General features: G+C 58.8%; 18 protein-coding genes. 14 read left to right on the top strand and 4 right to left on the bottom strand.

All coding sequences use genetic code 11. The features are described from left to right. Nucleotides 1-16 precede the first annotated feature (16 nt). A complete protein-coding gene (locus tag ABTV29_RS24080) occupies nucleotides 17-793 on the top strand; it encodes a class II glutamine amidotransferase (protein ID WP_433767123.1) in 777 nt (258 codons plus the stop codon). Between the two features lie 12 nt (nucleotides 794-805). Continuing rightward, nucleotides 806-1,351 carry a DUF2937 family protein gene (locus ABTV29_RS24075; protein ID WP_433767122.1) on the top strand — a complete coding sequence of 182 codons (546 nt, stop codon included), beginning with the start codon at nucleotides 806-808 and terminating at the stop codon, nucleotides 1,349-1,351. A 58-nt stretch (nucleotides 1,352-1,409) separates the two neighbouring features. Here the strand turns inward: ABTV29_RS24075 and ABTV29_RS24070 are convergent, their stop codons facing one another. After that, nucleotides 1,410-2,324 carry a LysR family transcriptional regulator gene (locus tag ABTV29_RS24070; protein ID WP_433767121.1) on the bottom strand — a complete coding sequence of 305 codons (915 nt, stop codon included), beginning with the start codon at nucleotides 2,322-2,324 and terminating at the stop codon, nucleotides 1,410-1,412. Between the two features lie 146 nt (nucleotides 2,325-2,470). Here ABTV29_RS24070 and ABTV29_RS24065 point away from each other — a divergent pair, with 146 nt between their 5' ends. From ABTV29_RS24065 to ABTV29_RS24050, 4 genes are all read left to right on the top strand, one after another. Further along, the gene (locus ABTV29_RS24065) at nucleotides 2,471-3,757 is read left to right on the top strand and encodes an MFS transporter (protein WP_433767120.1); all 1,287 of its coding nucleotides are present in this window, start codon (nucleotides 2,471-2,473) and stop codon (nucleotides 3,755-3,757) included. Between the two features lie 73 nt (nucleotides 3,758-3,830). Beyond that, nucleotides 3,831-4,583, top strand: coding sequence for a 5-oxoprolinase subunit PxpA (locus tag ABTV29_RS24060; protein WP_433767119.1), 753 nt, complete (start codon nucleotides 3,831-3,833; stop codon nucleotides 4,581-4,583). After that, the gene (locus tag ABTV29_RS24055) at nucleotides 4,580-5,284 is read left to right on the top strand and encodes a 5-oxoprolinase subunit B family protein (RefSeq protein WP_433767118.1); all 705 of its coding nucleotides are present in this window, start codon (nucleotides 4,580-4,582) and stop codon (nucleotides 5,282-5,284) included. The genes ABTV29_RS24060 and ABTV29_RS24055 overlap by 4 nt, the downstream gene beginning before the upstream one ends. After that, nucleotides 5,281-6,207: a biotin-dependent carboxyltransferase family protein gene (locus ABTV29_RS24050; RefSeq protein WP_433767117.1), complete on the top strand. Its 927-nt coding sequence runs from the start codon at nucleotides 5,281-5,283 to the stop codon at nucleotides 6,205-6,207. Before ABTV29_RS24055 ends, ABTV29_RS24050 begins: the two co-directional genes overlap by 4 nt. Before the next feature lie 117 nt (nucleotides 6,208-6,324). Here the strand turns inward: ABTV29_RS24050 and ABTV29_RS24045 are convergent, their stop codons facing one another. Further along, nucleotides 6,325-7,503 (bottom strand): vWA domain-containing protein, encoded by a 1,179-nt coding sequence (locus ABTV29_RS24045; protein ID WP_046816791.1) that lies wholly within the window; start codon nucleotides 7,501-7,503, stop codon nucleotides 6,325-6,327. Nucleotides 7,504-7,521: 18 nt separating this feature from the next. Continuing rightward, on the bottom strand, nucleotides 7,522-8,367 hold the full coding sequence (locus ABTV29_RS24040; protein WP_110966882.1) for an AAA family ATPase: 846 nt from the start codon (nucleotides 8,365-8,367) through the stop codon (nucleotides 7,522-7,524). A 231-nt stretch (nucleotides 8,368-8,598) separates the two neighbouring features. Between ABTV29_RS24040 and ABTV29_RS24035 the strand changes: the two genes are divergently transcribed. Next, nucleotides 8,599-9,090, top strand: coding sequence for a DUF2442 domain-containing protein (locus ABTV29_RS24035; RefSeq protein WP_433767116.1), 492 nt, complete (start codon nucleotides 8,599-8,601; stop codon nucleotides 9,088-9,090). On the opposite strand, the gene ABTV29_RS24030 is transcribed toward ABTV29_RS24035, so the two are convergent. After that, the gene (locus ABTV29_RS24030) at nucleotides 9,087-10,163 is read right to left on the bottom strand and encodes a DUF748 domain-containing protein (RefSeq protein WP_433767115.1); all 1,077 of its coding nucleotides are present in this window, start codon (nucleotides 10,161-10,163) and stop codon (nucleotides 9,087-9,089) included. The two genes, ABTV29_RS24035 and ABTV29_RS24030, sit on opposite strands and share 4 nt — an antisense overlap. Nucleotides 10,164-10,291: 128 nt before the next feature. On the opposite strand from ABTV29_RS24030, the gene cysK reads away from it, so the two are divergent. The 7 genes from cysK (at nucleotide 10,292) to wecB (ending at nucleotide 17,771) form a co-directional block, all read left to right on the top strand. Then, nucleotides 10,292-11,266 (top strand): cysteine synthase A, encoded by a 975-nt coding sequence (gene cysK / locus ABTV29_RS24025; protein WP_433767114.1) that lies wholly within the window; start codon nucleotides 10,292-10,294, stop codon nucleotides 11,264-11,266. 232 nt (nucleotides 11,267-11,498) lie between these two features. Then, nucleotides 11,499-12,437: an aspartyl/asparaginyl beta-hydroxylase domain-containing protein gene (locus ABTV29_RS24020; RefSeq protein ID WP_433767113.1), complete on the top strand. Its 939-nt coding sequence runs from the start codon at nucleotides 11,499-11,501 to the stop codon at nucleotides 12,435-12,437. 249 nt (nucleotides 12,438-12,686) lie between these two features. After that, on the top strand, nucleotides 12,687-14,000 hold the full coding sequence (wbpA, locus tag ABTV29_RS24015) for a UDP-N-acetyl-D-glucosamine 6-dehydrogenase (RefSeq protein WP_433767112.1): 1,314 nt from the start codon (nucleotides 12,687-12,689) through the stop codon (nucleotides 13,998-14,000). A gap of 56 nt (nucleotides 14,001-14,056) precedes the next feature. Beyond that, nucleotides 14,057-15,004: a Gfo/Idh/MocA family protein gene (locus tag ABTV29_RS24010; RefSeq protein WP_433767111.1), complete on the top strand. Its 948-nt coding sequence runs from the start codon at nucleotides 14,057-14,059 to the stop codon at nucleotides 15,002-15,004. A 7-nt stretch (nucleotides 15,005-15,011) separates the two neighbouring features. Continuing rightward, entirely contained in the window at nucleotides 15,012-15,599 is a 588-nt protein-coding gene (locus ABTV29_RS24005) for an acyltransferase (RefSeq protein WP_433767110.1), read from the top strand. Further along, the gene (locus tag ABTV29_RS24000; protein ID WP_433767109.1) at nucleotides 15,592-16,686 is read left to right on the top strand and encodes a DegT/DnrJ/EryC1/StrS family aminotransferase; all 1,095 of its coding nucleotides are present in this window, start codon (nucleotides 15,592-15,594) and stop codon (nucleotides 16,684-16,686) included. Before ABTV29_RS24005 ends, ABTV29_RS24000 begins: the two co-directional genes overlap by 8 nt. Next, nucleotides 16,683-17,771 carry a non-hydrolyzing UDP-N-acetylglucosamine 2-epimerase gene (gene wecB, locus ABTV29_RS23995; RefSeq protein ID WP_433767108.1) on the top strand — a complete coding sequence of 363 codons (1,089 nt, stop codon included), beginning with the start codon at nucleotides 16,683-16,685 and terminating at the stop codon, nucleotides 17,769-17,771. The genes ABTV29_RS24000 and wecB overlap by 4 nt, the downstream gene beginning before the upstream one ends. The last annotated feature ends 4 nt before the right edge of the window (nucleotides 17,772-17,775 follow it).

The raw sequence follows: 17,775 nt of genomic DNA, 5'->3' as shown, positions 1-17,775 counted from the left end.
AAGCGAGAGTCCGAGCATGTGTGAGTTATTGGGCATGAGCGCCAATGTCCCGACCGATATTGTGTTCAGTTTTACCGGGCTGATGCAGCGCGGCGGGCGCACCGGCCCGCACCGGGACGGTTGGGGCATCGCTTTCTACGAAGGCCGGGGGTTGCGCCTGTTCCAGGACCCGGCGGCGAGCAGCGAGTCAGAGGTGGCGAACCTGGTGCAACGCTACCCGATCAAGAGCGAAGTGGTGATCGGCCACATCCGCCAGGCCAACGTCGGCAAAGTCTGTTTATCCAATACCCATCCGTTCGTCCGTGAGTTGTGGGGCCGCAACTGGTGTTTCGCCCATAACGGCCAGCTGGCGGACTTCCAGCCCGTTACCAGTTTCTACCGCCCGGTGGGTGATACCGACAGCGAAGCGGCGTTCTGCGATTTGCTCAACCGCGTGCGTGCAGCGTTCCCCGAGCCGGTAGAGGTCGAAGAACTGCTGCCGGATCTGGTGGCCGCCTGTGCCGAATACCGCAGCAAAGGCGTGTTCAACTGCCTGCTCAGCGATGGCGACTGGCTGTTCTGCTATTGCTCGACCAAGCTGGCGCAGATCACCCGTCGTGCCCCATTCGGTCCGGCGCGCTTGAAGGATGTCGATGTGATCGTCGATTTCCAGGCCGAAACCACGCCCAATGACGTTGTCACGGTGATTGCGACTGAACCCTTGACCGAAAACGAAACCTGGACCCGCTACGAGCCGGGCCAATGGAGCCTGTGGCGACGTGGAGAATGCGTCAGCCAGGGTATGACCGAATAAGGATCTGTTCCCATGTTGCTCAGTTATCTACGGCTGGTGTTGTTCGCGGCGGGCCTGTTGGTCGGTGTCCAGGTGCCGGGGTTCATCAACGACTACACCAAGCGGGTCGAAGCGCATCTGATTGAAGCGCAGGCAGGGTTGAGCGGGTTCCAGAACACCGCCAACCAGTTCTTCAAGGGCGATATGCAGGCGCTGGTGGCCCATTATCGTGCCAGCGAAGATCCCATCTTTCGCAGCGATGCCGAGAGCCTGAACAACCTGCTGACCCGTCAGGTTGCGCTGGACAAGCAATTCCAGGCGATGCAGGGCCCGTGGTACATCCGCTTCCTGCAAGTGGTGCTGGCCGCCGATCCGGACATTCGCAAGGAAACCTGGAACGGCTACAGCTACCAGATCCTGTTGACGCCTGAAGCGATGATCTGGGGCATGAGCGGCGCATTGTTGCTCTCGTTCGGCCTGGAATGCCTGTTCCGTTTGATTGATTGGGTGGTGCTGGGCGGCAAACGCCTGCGCCAGAGCCGGCCGATTGAAGAGCGGGATTCACGCGGACTTGAATGAGCCTTCCCGCGCTCAACAATGATCATTCCCACGCAGTGCCCGGGAATGATCAGCTCGATCAGCGCGCAAGGACGATGTAACGCTCACCCACCCTGCGCGCATAGCCCTCCAGCACCTGCTGACACAACGCCACGATCTCCTCGACCCATTCCGCGCCCACCCGCCACGACACCACCACCTGCAGATCCGGCGGGCGTTGGTCGATGTCCAGCAAGATCAATTCCCCGCGCGCCAGTTCCTCGGCCACCAGCACCGGTGGCAGGGCGCCAATACCGAAACCGTCGCGCAACAACCGGGTAATCGCCGACACCGAATTCACGCAGTTCAGTCTCGGCGCCATGACGCCGTTGGCCTGCATCAGGGCGAGCACTTCCTGATGGGGGTGGGAGTTTTTCGAATAGGTGATGATCCGTTCATTGCCCAGGTCGGCAACGCCTGAGTACTCACGGTTGTAGAGCGAGTTGCTGGCGGCGATCCAGCCGATCGGGTGGCTGGCCAGCTCCAGGCTGCGCACGCTTTCCTGGCGTAACAGATCGGTCTGCAGGGCCACATCGAGAAAGCCTTTTTGCAGCTGATCGCAGAGGTTGAGCGAGGTATCGGCGACCAATTCGATTTCCACCAGCGGATAGAGATCGGTCATCTGTGCCACCAGCGGGCTGAGCCAGGTGTGGATCACTGTGTCCATCACCCCGATACGCACACGCCCGGCCTTGCTCGAACGGGTTTCGATCGACTGCTTGAGCGCCTGCATGGTGTCCATCATCTGCTCGGCGTAATCGAGCACTTTCAGGCCTTCGGGGGTCAGGCTCACGCCCCGGGAGTCACGCACGAACAGCTTCACCCCCAGTTCACTTTCGAGCACGGCGATGCGGCTGGAAATCGACGCCTGGGTGGTGAAGAGCTTGTCGGCGGTCAGGCGAAAGCTCTTGAGGCGGGCGACCCAGACGAAGGTCTCGAGAAACTTCAGGTTCATGAGATAAAAATTTCTTATGTCTAAGGCGGGTTTTTATTAGTTGGACGAGGCGGGGGTGTGCGTCCAAAAATCTGGCCATCCGGTTCCCACGATAGGCGTCGTCGGGGCTCAGAACAATACCAATAAAATCAGCGCGGAGATTTGCCATGAGTGCGCCCGACACCACCGCCATTTCGAAATCCACGGCTCGCCCCGGACCTTTCGACTGGTATCGCAACATCAATCAGCAGGAACGTCGCACCTTCTGGAGCTGCAAGATCGGCTACGGCCTGGACGGCATGGACACCCAGATGCTCAGCTTCGTGGTGCCGACCCTGATTGCCATGTGGGGCATCACCACCGGCCAGGCCGGGCTGATTCACACCAGCACCCTGATCGCCTCGGCCATCGGTGGCTGGGTGGCGGGGATTCTCTCCGATCGCATTGGCCGCGTACGCACGCTGCAACTGACGGTGCTGTGGTTTGCCTTCTTCACCTTCCTCTGCGGTTTCGCCCAGAGCTACGAGCAACTGCTGATCGCCCGGACCCTGATGGGCTTCGGTTTTGGTGGCGAGTGGACGGCCGGCGCAGTGCTGATCGGTGAAGTCATCCGCGCCAAGGACCGCGGCAAAGCCGTCGGCATGGTGCAGTCCGGCTGGGCGCTGGGTTGGGGCCTGACCGCAATTCTGTACGCGCTGCTGTTCTCGGTTTTGCCGCCGGAAGACGCCTGGCGCGCGCTGTTCATCCTCGGCATCGTCCCGGCGATCTTCGTGATCTTTGTCCGCCGCCTGGTCAAGGACCCGGAAATCTACCGTGAGGCCAAAGCCAAGGAAGCCCCGGCGAATCCTTCGAAGTTCTACGAGATCTTCGCTCCCGGCATGCTCTTCACCACCTTTCGTGCTTCGCTGCTGACCACCGGTGCGTTGGGCGGCTACTACGCGATCACGTCCTGGCTGCCGACTTTTCTGAAGAATGAGCGGGGCTTGAGCGTACTGGGTACTGGCGGTTATCTGGCGATGGTGATCATCGGTTCCTACGTCGGCTACGTCATCAGTGCCTATCTGACTGACATCCTCGGCCGGAAAAAGAACTTCATCCTGTTTGCCGTTGGCTCGTTCACCATCGTCCTGCTGTACACGCAAATGCCGGTCAGCAATGGCGTGATGCTGTGGCTGGGCTTCCCGCTGGGTTTCTTTGCCTCGGGGATTTTCAGCGGCATGGGCGCATTCCTCACCGAGTTGTTCCCGACACGCATTCGCGGCTCGGGCCAGGGCTTCTGCTACAACATCGGCCGGGCGCTGGCGGCGTTGTTTCCGCTGCTGATCGGCCTGCTCAGCCAGAAAGTGCCGCTGAGCGTGGGTATCGGTGCATTCGCCGCGGTGTCCTACGGCGTGGTGATCCTCGCCGCCCTGAGCCTGCCGGAAACCCGTGGCAAGCAACTCGACGCCCAGTAATGGATAATCTGCGGGCATGCCCTACAGATATGTCCCGCAGCTAAAAAGAATAAAACCTACAGGAGTGTTCATCGTGAGCCGCCTGCTATTGAACTGCGACATCGGCGAGAGCTTCGGCAACTGGACCATGGGTCTGGACGCGGAGGTCATGCCCTTCATTGATTGCGCCAACATTGCCTGCGGTTTCCATGCCGGCGACCCGAGCATCATGCGCAAGACCGTCAGCCTGGCCCTCAGCCACGGCGTGCAGATCGGCGCTCACCCGGCCTACCAGGATCTGGTGGGGTTCGGCCGCCGCTCCATGGCCTACGCCGCCCAGGAACTTCAGGACATCCTGCATTACCAGATCGGTGCCCTCGACGGCATCTGCCGCGCCCAGGGCGGGCGGGTCAGCTACGTCAAACCCCATGGCGCGATGTACAACGACATGATGGCCAACCCGGCACAGCTGCGCGCGGTGCTGCAAGCGGTTGCCGCCTATGATCGCAGCCTGCCCTTGATGTTGATGGCCACGAAGGACAACAGCGCCGCGCAGCGATTGGGCGACGAATACGGCGTGACCCTGTGGTTCGAAGCGTTCGCCGACCGCGCCTACGACAGCGCCGGCATGCTGGTCTCTCGAAGCCTGCCAGGGGCGGTGCATCACGACTCGGAAACCATCATCGGCCAGGCGCTGACCATTGCCCGGGGCGAGCACCTCACCGCCAGCGACGGCAGCGCCTTGCACTTGCAGGCCAACACCCTTTGCGTGCACGGCGACAACGCCAGTTCGGTCGCGGCCGTGCAACGTATCCGCCAGGCCTTGAACGAGCGGGACGCGTCATGAAACTACGGGTGGAAGTCGTGGCACTCGATTGCCTGATGGTGCGCCTGTTCGATGAAATCGCCGAAGCCAACATGCCTTGGATGCTGGCCGCCAGCGAAAGCCTGCGAGCCGCGTTCGGCGAGCAGTTGATCGATCTGGTGCCGTCCTACACGACCTTGATGGTGCATTACGATCTGACCGCCTTGAGTCCGTCTCAGGCTCGGGAATTGATCGCCGCAGCCCTGATCGATCTGTCGCCCAACGCCCGTACCCGCGGCACCTGCCATGTGTTGCCGGTCTGGTACGACTTGAGCGTGGGACCGGAGCTGACCTTGCTGTCACAACGCAGCGGGCTGGCGGTGGAGGAGGTGATTCGCCGTCACAGCGAGCGTGAATATCAGGTGTTTGCCCTGGGCTTTGCGCCGGGCTTCGCTTTCATGGGGCTGGTGGAAGAAGTGCTCGCCGCGCCGCGCCTGAATACGCCACGCAAAAAAGTCGCCGCCGGCAGTGTCGGCATCGCCGAGCGGCAGACGGCGGCGTATCCGGTGGTGTCGCCGGGCGGCTGGAACCTGATCGGCCGCACGCCGGCCAAATTGTTCGACCGCAACCGCGACGGCTACAGCCTGATGCAACCGGGTGACACCGTGCGCTTCGAAGCGGTCGGGCACGCCGAGTTCATCAACCTGGGCGGTGACGACACGCCACTGGAGGCCCTGGCATGAGCCGTTTGACGATTGAAGCCAGCACGCCGCTGTGCCTGTTGCAGGATGCTGGCCGGTTCGGCGTGCGCCATCTGGGCGTGACCCAGGGTGGCGGGCTGGATTGGCGTTCGATGTCCTGGGCCAACTGGTTGTTGGGCAACGGGCTCGATGCGCCGGTGGTCGAAATCACCTTGGGCGGCTTTACCCTGGTGGCGGAGGACGATTGCATTCTGGCGTTGGCAGGCGCTGACCTGGGGGCGCAACTGGATGGCGAGCCACTGGCGCCGTGGCGCAGCTTCAGGCTGGGCAAAGGGCAACGCCTGCAATTCACGCAACCCTTGCTTGGCGCGCGCGCCTACCTTGCCGCGCCGGGCGGCTTCGAGGCCCCAAAGGTGCTGGGCAGCAGCGCAACGGTGGTGCGTGAGGAGTTGGGTGGCCTGGATGGCATGGGGCGGGCGCTGGGCAAAGGCGCGCGGCTGAGTTATTCGGGCAATTCAGTGATGTTGCTGCGGGCGTTGACCCCGGAGCAGCAGCCCGACCTGACCCTGGATGCGCCTCTGGATTTGATACTCGGCGCACAAATCGGTGAGTTCAGTGGCCAGAGCCTGTTCGATGCGTTCAACAGCGTGTGGAACCTCGACAGCCGTGGCGACCGGATGGGCATTCGCCTGTTGGGCACGGCGTTGCAGTACCAGGGCAAGCCGATGATTTCCGAAGGTATTCCGCTGGGAGCGGTGCAGGTACCACCGGACGGGCAGCCGATCGTGTTGCTCAATGATCGGCAAACCATTGGCGGTTATCCGCGTCTGGGAGCCTTGACGCCGTTGGCATTGGCTCGGCTGGCACAGTACCTGCCGGGGGCGCAGGTGCGGTTGCGGCCGGTGGTGCAGGAAGTGGCGCATCGGGAGCAGGTCGAATATTTGCGCCGGTTTTTGAACCGCTAAAAGCATCGCGAGCAGGCTCGCTCCCACAGGGTTAAAGGTGGATCACAACAGCTGTGAACAACACTAATCCTTGTGGGAGCGAGCCTGCTCGCGATGGCGTCAGATCAAGCACCGCAATTACTTGGAAAGAAACCGCATCCCTTCTTCCAACCCACGCAAGGTCAGCGGATACATCTGGTCCTCGATCAAATCCCGAACGATGTTGGTCGACGAGGTATAGCCCCAGGTGTCTTTCGGATACGGGTTGATCCAGATGAGTTTCTTGTACTTCTCCTTGAAACGCTGCATCCAGACGTAGCCGGCTTCTTCGTTCCAGTGCTCGACACTGCCGCCCGGCTGGGTGATTTCGTAGGGCGCCATGGCGGCGTCACCGATGAAGATCACTTTGTAGTCGGCCCCGTACTTGTGCAGCAGGTCCATGGTCGAGGTGCGCTCGGACGTGCGGCGCATGTTGTTCTTCCAAACCGATTCATAAATGAAGTTGTGGAAGTAGAAGTACTCCAGGTGCTTGAACTCGGTCTTGCAGGCCGAGAACAGCTCTTCGCAGATCTTCACGTGGGCGTCCATCGAGCCGCCGATGTCGAACAGCAGCAACAGCTTGACGGTGTTGCGCCGTTCCGGACGCATCTGGATGTTGAGCAGTCCGGCGTCCTTGGCGGTGTGGTCGATGGTGCCGTCGATATCCAGCTCTTCCGCCGCACCCTGGCGGGCGAACTTGCGCAGGCGGCGCAGGGCGACCTTGATGTTGCGCGTGCCAAGTTCCACCGAGTCATCGAGGTTCTTGTATTCGCGCTGGTCCCAGACCTTGACCGCCTTGCCCTGGCGCTTGCCGGCATCGCCGACCCGAATGCCTTCGGGGTTGAAACCGCCGGATCCGAACGGGCTGGTGCCACCGGTGCCGATCCACTTGTTGCCACCGGCATGGCGTTCCTTCTGTTCTTCCAGGCGCTTCTTGAACTCTTCGATCAGCTTGTCCAGGCCGCCGAGGGACTGGATCGCCGCGCGCTCTTCATCGGTCAGGGAGCGTTCGAATTCCTTGCGCAGCCAGTCTTCGGGGATCAGCGCCTGTAAGTGGTCGTCGAGTTTTTCCAGGCCGTTGAAGTAGGCACCGAAGGCCCGGTCGAACTTGTCGAAATGCTTTTCGTCCTTTACCAGGATCGCCCGGGACAAGTAGTAAAACTCGTCCATGTCGGCGAAGGTCACGCGTTGTTTCAGCGCGTTGATCAGGTCCAGCAGCTCGCGCACCGAGACCGGAACCTTGGCTGCGCGCATTTCATTGAACAGATTGAGCAGCATGGCTATCGCCTCAGGAGATCAACGACTGCCGCGACGGCTCATGAACGCCAGGCGCTCAAGCAGTTGCACGTCCTGTTCGTTCTTCACCAGGGCGCCGGCCAGCGGCGGGATGGCCTTGGTCGGATCGCGTTCGCGCAGCACCGCTTCGCCAATGTTGTCGGCCATCAGCAGCTTCAGCCAGTCCACCAGTTCGGAAGTCGAAGGCTTCTTCTTCAGGCCCGGCACCTTGCGTACGTCGAAGAACACGTCCAGCGCTTCGCTGACCAGGTCTTTCTTGATGTCCGGGTAATGCACGTCGACGATTTTCTGCAGGGTGGTGCGGTCGGGGAAGGCGATGTAGTGGAAGAAGCAGCGGCGCAGGAAGGCGTCCGGCAGCTCTTTCTCGTTGTTGGAGGTAATGATGATGATCGGACGCTTCTTGGCCTTGATGGTCTCGTCGATCTCGTAAACGTAGAACTCCATCTTGTCGAGTTCTTGCAGCAGGTCGTTGGGGAACTCGATGTCGGCCTTGTCGATCTCGTCGATCAGCAGGATCACCCGCTCTTCGGATTCGAAGGCTTCCCAGAGCTTGCCCTTTTTCAGGTAGTTGCGAACGTCGTGAACCTTGTCCACACCCAGCTGCGAATCGCGCAGGCGGCTGACCGCGTCGTACTCGTAGAGGCCTTGATGGGCCTTGGTGGTGGATTTGATGTGCCAGGTAATCAACTTGGCGCCAAAGGATTCGGCCAGTTGCTCGGCGAGCATGGTCTTGCCGGTGCCTGGCTCGCCCTTGACCAGCAGCGGCCGCTCCAGGGTGATAGCGGCGTTGACCGCCAGCTTCAGGTCATCGGTGGCGACGTAGGCCTGGGTGCCTTCGAACTTCATCTGCTAATCCTCGAACGGTAAATGCCGACCTGAGCGAGGCAGGGCGGGGGCGCAATAATTGGTAACCCCGACTATAACGCGGTGCCCGGTCGACTGTGAACGCAGACGGCTTATTCAGTCTCTGAATGGAGCGTCACATCTTGACTCAGTCTCGGCGGTGGGCCAGCATTGAGCTATCGCCAAATTGGCGATAGCTTGCGGAGCATGTCTACTAAGTACCGATTTCGACCCATGAAGCGGCCACGGTTGGCGGGGGTGCAGGCCTTGCCGGGTTACCGCTTGGCACTGACTTTTATCAATGGTCAGCAATTGACGCTTGAACTGACTCATGACGTGCAAGCGTATCGAGGGCTGCAACCCTTGCAGGGAAATGCTTTCAGCGGCGCCGAATTGGGTGACGACGGCTGGAGTGTCGAGTGGCCCGAACTGGACATTCAGATAGGCGCCGACACCTTGTACCTGGATGCGCTGGCGCAAAATGCATCGGACGAAGACACACGGATCTTCATCGACTGGCGCGCCCGTACCGGCCTGTCGCTCAGCCAGGCCGCCGAAGCATTGGGCGTCAGTACCCGCAGCATCAGTCGCTACAGCAGCGGTCGCGAAGCGGTGCCACGCTCCTTGGCCCTGGCTTGCCTGGGATGGGATTTCCTGCAGCAGCAAGCGAATCAGGCACGGGCGGCCGAAGAAACCGGTCGCTACGTCGTTACCCGCAAACGTTAACCGGCATCCGGCTTCGGCCGTTCATAGCGGGCATTGAACGCCTGGATGAAACCATTGCGTAAAATCTGCAAAAACGCTTCGAACGCGCTGATATCTCGCTGGTGCACGCTGCCACTGAGTTCGACGCGCGTGGCGAACTGGTTTTTGCCCTGGTTTTTCAGGACGGTTTCGGTCCCGCCCACCAGGGCTTCCCATACCGAGCGGAACAGGCCTTTTTTCTCGTTTTCCACGTCCTGCTGCCAATTGAATACGTCAACGTCGCGCAACAGCGGTTTGATATAGCCGCTCAGGCGCCCTTTGTTGGATTCGGCTTCTATCACCACGTCACCATGGCCGGCATTGAAATCGAACTTGCCATAGGCCGAGGCAAAGTCATTCAGGCGCTTGAGTTCGATGTCCCTGGCGCGCAGGCGAAACTCAAAGTCTTCGAAATTGCTCAGCGGGTCGAATGTGGCGTTGGTTTCCAGCGGTGCATGGCCCAGCAACAGGGCCTTGCCGTCAAAACGGGCATCGCGCTTGCCTTTGGTGTCGACCACGTTGGTCAGGTTGTAGATGTTGGCGTTGACCTTCGTGGCGTTCATGTTCACCGGTGGTTTGGAGTTGAAGTTGCGAAAGCTGATCTTGCCGTCGTCGATGCGTACTTCGTTCAGCGTAATGGGCAGCAGTTTCCCGAGCTGGGCGCGCCAGTCGGTGCCTTGACCGGTCTGGGAGTTCTGCTTGTTGGCGCCGCCGTCGACGAAATTCACCTCGGGGTTGATGAACTTCACCCTGGCCACCACGGCATGGTCATGCCAGAGCGAATGCCAGCTGACCGACAGGTCGATCAATGGCGCATCGACGAAAGGTACCGGTACCTTGCCGTCGACCTTGACGATTTTCAGGCCATTGATTTTGTAGGCGCCGCGCCACAAGGCCAGGTCCACGTCAGCGATCTGGCCGCGGTAGTCGCCCATGTTGGCGAGGCGGTCATTGAGATAGTCGCGCACCAGCAAGGGCAGGGCGAAGTGCAGGGCAGCCAGCAGCACAACGAGGCCGGCGAGGGTCCACAGAGGCCAGCTGTATCGACGTTTCATGCTCGCAAATCTCTGGCAATCTAAAGCCATTGACTGCGCTGATATCCGGACGTTCGACCTGACTGGACGACCACGGGCAACAGGCTTACCTTTGTGCGCTTATCAAATGCTGTATCAAGGACCCCGTCATGAGCCGTATTTTCGCTGACAACGCCCACTCCATCGGCAATACGCCGCTGGTGCAGATCAACCGCATCGCACCGCGCGGTGTGACCATCCTGGCCAAGATCGAAGGGCGCAACCCGGGCTATTCGGTGAAGTGCCGGATCGGCGCGAACATGATCTGGGACGCTGAAAGCACTGGCAAACTCAAGCCTGGCATGACCATCGTCGAGCCGACTTCCGGCAATACCGGTATCGGCTTGGCCTTCGTCGCCGCAGCGCGGGGCTACAAACTGATGCTGACCATGCCTTCGTCCATGAGCATCGAGCGACGTAAGGTGCTCAAGGCTCTGGGCGCGGAACTGGTGCTGACCGAGCCGGCCAAGGGCATGAAAGGTGCCATCGAGAAGGCCGGTGAAATCGTTGCCAGCGACCCGTCCAAATACTTCATGCCGGCACAGTTCGATAACCCCGCCAACCCGGCCATCCATGAAAAAACCACCGGTCCCGAGATCTGGAACGACACCGATGGTGCGGTCGACGTCCTGGTGTCAGGCGTCGGGACAGGCGGAACCATCACCGGCGTATCGCGGTATATCAAGAATACCCAGGGCAAACCGATTCTCTCGGTGGCGGTGGAACCGATGGTTTCGCCGGTGATCACCCAGGCGCTGGCCGGTGAAGAGATCAAGCCTAGCCCGCACAAGATCCAGGGAATCGGTGCCGGTTTCGTGCCCAAGAACCTGGATCTGTCCATCGTCGATCGGGTGGAGTTGGTCAGTGACGAAGAGTCCAAGGCCATGGCCCTGCGCCTGATGCAGGAGGAAGGCATTCTGTGTGGCATCTCTTGCGGCGCGGCAATGGCGGTGGCGGTTCGCCTGGCCGAGACACCGGAAATGCAGGGCAAGACCATCGTGGTGATCCTGCCGGACTCCGGGGAGCGTTACCTGTCGAGCATGCTGTTCAGCGACCTGTTTACCGATCAGGAGAATCAGCAGTAAGGTTTTGACGATAGGCCGCTGTGGCGAAGGGTTCGCCACAGCGTTGGACTTTCGGTGGCGGATCAGATCAGTCAGCGTTCAGGCGTCGCATGTAAAGATGGCTTTATTGCATATTTATTGATACTGAATGTTGCAGCATGCGGTTTTTCCCCGAAGTCGATCGTGTTTATATGCCAGTCGCAATGTCGGGCAATTGGCGTTGTACAAAGTGTCTGTTACCAAGGAGTTGTTGATGACCTTATCCCTTGCCGCGAAGGCGTCGTTGTTGCTGCTGTTTTTCGGTAGCACCCTCTATGTGCATCTGCGTGGCAAGGCGCGATTGCCGGTACTTCGCCAGTTCGTCAACCATTCGGCATTGTTCGCCCCCTACAACGCCTTGATGTATCTGTTCTCCGGCGTTCCTTCCAGGCCCTATCTGGACCGCAGCAAATTCCCTGAACTGGATGTACTCAAGGACAATTGGGAAGTCATTCGCGACGAAGCGATGCATCTGTTCGACGAAGGCTATATCCGCGCCGCAGAGAAGAACAACGACGCCGGTTTCGGTTCGTTCTTCAAGAAAGGCTGGAAGCGTTTCTATCTCAAGTGGTACGACAAACCCCTGCCGTCAGCCGAGCTGCTGTGCCCGAAAACCGTGGAGCTCGTCAGCAGTATTCCGAACGTCAAGGGCGCCATGTTCGCGCTGTTACCGGGCGGCAGCCACCTCAACCCTCACCGCGACCCGTTCGCCGGCTCCCTGCGTTACCACCTGGGCCTTTCGACACCGAACTCCGACGACTGCCGCATCTTTGTCGACGGTCAGGTTTACGCCTGGCGCGACGGTGAGGATGTGATGTTCGATGAGACTTACGTGCACTGGGTCAAGAACGAAACCGACAAGACCCGGGTCATCCTGTTTTGCGACATCGAGCGCCCCCTGAGCAATCGCCTGATGACCCGCATCAACCGCACGATCAGCGCCTTTCTGGGGCGCGCCACCGCACCGCAGAACCTGGACGACGAGCGGGTGGGCGGGATCAACAAGGCTTATGCCTGGAGCAAGAACTCCAGCGACAAGGTTAGTGGCGTGGTCAAGCAGTGGAAGCGTCGTAATCCCAAGGCTTACAGGGTTTTGCGGCCGGTGCTGGCTGTAGTGGTACTTGCGGGCCTGGGTTATTGGTTGTTTGGCTGAGCGACGGAAACACCACGGGTAAAAAATCAGGATTGTTTACAGACAATCCTGATTTTTTTTGTTTGTCGGAACTTTCTTACAATTTTGTAGTACTATCCGCCGCCGCAATTGGCCGAAACGTCGCTGGCTCAAAGTGTCGGCGTTCACTGGCTGCTCTCATCTCTCGTCTCCTCTTCGAAGCTTTCGATTAGCCCTCGTAAGTACCGCCTTTGCCTATGGATTTGGAGTCTGTTTTTAAATGGAGTTTGTATGTTATCTGTGCACGACCATATTCAGAATCGGCTGAAGTCCAAAGAGGCCTTGATCGGTATCGTTGGACTTGGTTACGTGGGTTTGCCGTTGATGCTGCGTTACAACGCTATCGGCTATCGCGTTCTGGGTATTGATATCGATGAATCCAAAGTAACCATGCTCAACGCAGGGCAGAGTTACATCGAGCACATCCCCTCGGCCAAGATCGCCCAGGCGTCTGCCTCGGGGTTCGATGCGACTTCGGACTTCGCCCGGGTAGCGGATTGCGATGCGTTGATCCTTTGTGTACCGACTCCGCTGAACAAGTATCGCGAGCCGGACATGAGCTTCGTTATCGATACGACTAATGCACTCAAGCCGTACTTGCGCGCAGGTCAAGTGGTCTCTCTCGAAAGCACAACTTATCCGGGCACTACCGAGGAAGAGTTGTTGCCGCGTATTGAAGAAGGCGGCCTGCAGGTAGGCAAGAATATTTTCCTGGTGTATTCGCCAGAACGCGAAGACCCGGGGAATCCTGACTTTGAAACCCGCACTATCCCAAAGGTAATCGGCGGTCACACCAAAGCCTGTCTTGATGTCGGTATTGCACTCTATGAGCAGGCGATTGACCGTGTCGTGCCAGTAAGCTCTACAAAAGCGGCTGAAATGACCAAGTTGCTGGAAAATATCCACCGTGCGGTGAACATTGGTCTGGTTAACGAAATGAAAGTTGTCGCCGACCGCATGGGGATCGATATCTTTGAAGTTGTCGATGCCGCAGCCACCAAACCGTTCGGTTTCACCGCCTATTACCCGGGGCCGGGTCTTGGTGGTCACTGCATTCCTATCGACCCGTTCTACCTGACCTGGAAAGCTCGTGAATATGGTCTGCACACCCGTTTCATCGAGTTGTCGGGTGAAGTGAACAGAGCGATGCCCGAGTACGTCGTCGGGAAGTTGATAGATGGCCTGAACGAGCGTGGCAAGTCGGTCAAGGGCAGTCGCGTACTGGTCCTGGGCATCGCGTACAAGAAAAACGTCGATGACATGCGCGAATCGCCTTCGGTAGAGATCATGGAGTTGATCGAAGCCAAGGGCGGCATCGTCGCCTACAGCGATCCACACGTAGAAACCTTCCCGAAAATGCGTCAGCACCACTTCGAGCTGAGCAGTGAAGCCCTGACCGCTGAAAACCTGGCGACGTTCGATGCAGTGGTACTGGCTACCGACCACGAGCGTTTCGACTACGAGTTGATTGGTCAGCATTCGCAGCTGCTGATCGACAGTCGAGGCAAGTACCGTCAGTTCGAAGACCACATCATCAAGGCCTGACCTCTTCAGCTTTCCCGCCTCGGCAACGCCGGGGCGTCATCATTTGGAGCAATTCCGTGAAACGTTTCGCCCTGATAGGTGCTGCCGGTTACATCGCCCCACGACACATGCGTGCCATCAAGGACACTGGCCATGAACTGGTCTGTGCCTACGACATCAACGATTCGGTTGGAATCATTGACAGTCTTTCGCCGCAAAGTGAGTTCTTTACCGAGTTCGAACGGTTCTATGATTTCTCCTGGACGCTCAAGCGCCAGCAAGCACCTCTGGATATCGTTTCGGTTTGCAGCCCGAACCACCTGCATTTTTCTCACATCAATGCCGGGTTGCGCCTTGGCTGTGACGTCATCTGCGAGAAACCCCTGGTACCAACCCCGGCGATGCTGGACGAACTTGCACTGACCGAACAGGAAACCGGCAAGCGTCTGTGGAACATCCTGCAACTGCGTCACCACCAGGCGATTATCGACCTGCGCAATCGGGTGCTGGGTGAACAGCGTGCGCACAAACACGAAGTCGAACTGACTTACATCACTTCGCGCGGCAAGTGGTACATGGAAAGCTGGAAGGGCGACCCGCGCAAGTCATTCGGTGTTGCCACCAATATCGGTGTGCACTTCTACGACATGCTGCATTTCATCTTCGGCAAGTTGCAACGCAACGTCGTTCACTTCAGCCACGAGCACAAGGCCGCGGGCTACCTGGAGTACGAAAATGCCCGGGTACGCTGGTTCCTGTCGATTGATGCCAATGATCTGCCGGATTCGGTCAAGGGCAAGAAGCCGACGTATCGTTCGATTACCGTCGACGGCAATGAAATCGAGTTCTCCGAAGGATTCACCGACCTCCATACCGTCAGCTATCAGGCCATTCTGGATGGCAAGGGTTATGGCATTGAGGATGCGCGTCACTGTGTCGAAACCGTTGACGTGATCCGCTCGGCCACTGCGGTTTCGCCGCAGGATGGCGAAGGGCATCCGTTCCTCAATCGCCTGATCCGCTGAGGGCTCTATGGCATATCAAGTCCATGCCAGCGCCATCATCGATGAGGGCGCACGGATCGGCGATGGCAGCCGGATTTGGCACTTCGTGCATGTCTGTTCCGGTGCGTCCATCGGCAAAGGCTGCTCATTGGGGCAGAACGTGTTCGTCGGTAACAAGGTAGTGATTGGCGACGATGTGAAGATTCAGAACAACGTCTCGGTCTATGACAACGTCACGATTGAGCGCGGTGTGTTCTGTGGTCCCAGCATGGTTTTCACCAATGTTTACAATCCGCGCTCGCTCATCGAACGCAAAAACGAGTACCGCAGCACGCTGGTCCGTCAGGGCGCCACTTTAGGGGCCAACTGCACCATCGTGTGCGGTGTGACCATTGGCGCGTTCGCGTTCGTTGGCGCCGGGGCTGTGGTGAACAAGGATGTGCCGGACTACGCATTGATCGTTGGTGTGCCGGGCAAGCAGATCGGATGGATGAGCGAGTTCGGCGAACAGTTGTCCCTGCCACTGCAAGGGCAGGCCTCGGCGGTCTGTGAGCACACCGGCGATCGTTACATTCTCAATGGAAAAGTACTGAGCAAGGAGCCTCGCGGTGATTGAATTTATCGACCTCAAGAGCCAGCAACTGCGCCTCAAGGAGCAGATCGACGCGGGCATCCAGCGGGTGCTTGCTCATGGTCAGTACATCCTTGGCCCGGAAGTCTCGGAGCTTGAGGAAAAACTCGCGCGGTTTGTCGGGGTCAAGCACTGTATCAGTTGCGCCAATGGCACTGATGCCTTGCAGATCGCCTTGATGGCCATCGGTATCGGTCCGGGCGATGAAGTCATCACGCCGGGTTTCACCTACATCGCCACTGCCGAGACGGTGGCACTGCTGGGGGCCAAACCGGTTTACGTCGATGTCGACCCGCGCACCTACAACCTTGATCCGTTGTTGCTGGAAGCCGCGATCACATCGCGTACCAAGGCAATCATTCCTGTTTCGCTTTATGGTCAGTGCGCGGACTTTGACAGCATCAATGCAATTGCTGCCCGTCACTCCATTCCTGTGATCGAGGACGCGGCACAGAGCTTTGGTGCGACCTACAAAGGTCGACGCTCGTGCAGCCTGACCACTATCGCATGCACCAGTTTCTTCCCGAGCAAACCGCTGGGTTGCTACGGCGATGGCGGTGCGTTGTTTACCGATGACGATGATCTGGCAATCGTGTTGCGCCAGATCGCTCGTCACGGTCAGGACCGTCGCTATCACCACGTTCGGGTCGGCGTGAACAGTCGCCTGGATACCCTGCAGGCGGCCATTCTGCTGCCGAAGCTGGAAATATTCGCCGAAGAACTGGAATTGCGTCAGACCGTGGCCAGCCGCTACGAGCAATTGCTCCAGGCCCGGGGCATCAAGTGCACTCCCTTTGTCGAAGCGCACAACACCAGCGCCTGGGCACAGTACAGCGTCCGTGTCGCTCAGCGCGACAGTGTTCAGCAGCGTCTGAAGGAGGCGGGTATCCCCACCGCCGTGCATTACCCGATTCCCCTGAACCGCCAGCCGGCGGTGGCCGACCATCTGGCGCAGTTGCCAGTCGGCGACGAGGTCGCAACGCAGATCATGAGCCTGCCGATGCACCCTTACCTTGAAGCTTCCAGCCAGGAAGTCATTGCCAATGTATTGTCCGAGGCGCTGAAACCATGACCATCAAAGTTGTCACCATCGTGGGTGCACGTCCGCAATTCATCAAGGCGGCTGCGGTGTCGCGGGCGATCAAAAATGCAGGTGTCGAACGCATCCGGGAAGTGCTGGTGCATACCGGACAGCATTACGACGAAAACATGTCCAAGGTTTTTTTTGACGAGCTTGATATCCCGCAGCCTGCCTACAATCTGGAAATCAGCGGCGGCACTCACGGTGTGATGACCGGCCGGATGCTGGAAAGCATCGAGAAGGTCCTGCTCGAAGAGAAACCGGATTGGGTGCTCATCTACGGTGACACCAACTCCACATTGGCCGGTGCCCTGGCCGCATCGAAGCTCAATATCCCTGTTGCGCATGTAGAGGCCGGGTTACGTTCGTTCAACATGCGTATGCCGGAAGAAATCAACCGCATCCTCTCTGATCGCGTCTCGTCCTTGCTGCTGTGCCCAACGCAGGCCGCAATCGACAATCTGGCGAAAGAAGGCCTGGTCAGCGGTGTACATAACGTAGGCGATGTCATGTATGACGTCGCGCTGTTCTACCGCGAGCGAGCCAGGGTTCAGAGTCGAATCAAAGAGCAACTGGGGCTTGAAGACAACGCCTTTGCTCTTGCTACCTGCCATCGGGCGGAAAACACGGATGATCCGAAAAGGCTCGGCGAAATCATGGCCGGCCTTGCAGAGATATCGCAAGAATTGCCCGTGGTTTTGCCACTGCACCCGCGTACCCGCAAGCTGCTGGAAGACCATGGGTTGTCCCACCATCTAAATTCACTCACCGTGGTCGAGCCTCTTGCCTTCCTCGATATGATTGCTTTGGAACAATCCGCCCGAGTCATTCTCACTGACTCCGGTGGCGTGCAAAAAGAAGCATTCTTCTACGGTGTCCCCTGCATCACCATGCGGGACGAAACGGAATGGCTCGAAACTGTCGAGTTGGGCTGGAATACCCTGGTGGGGGCTTCTCACCAGAAAATCACTGCTGCATTCCGTGAAATGCGCTCTGTACGCAAGGATATTCTGGAAAAGCCGTACGGTGATGGACAAGCCAGTCAGCAAGTCCTTTCCCGGTTGCTCCAGGCTTGATGTC

Origin of the sequence: Pseudomonas putida, assembly GCF_050989985.1 — a bacterium.
Classification (GTDB): domain Bacteria; phylum Pseudomonadota; class Gammaproteobacteria; order Pseudomonadales; family Pseudomonadaceae; genus Aquipseudomonas; species Aquipseudomonas putida_AI.
This window is presented reverse-complemented; position numbering and strand designations above follow the sequence as displayed.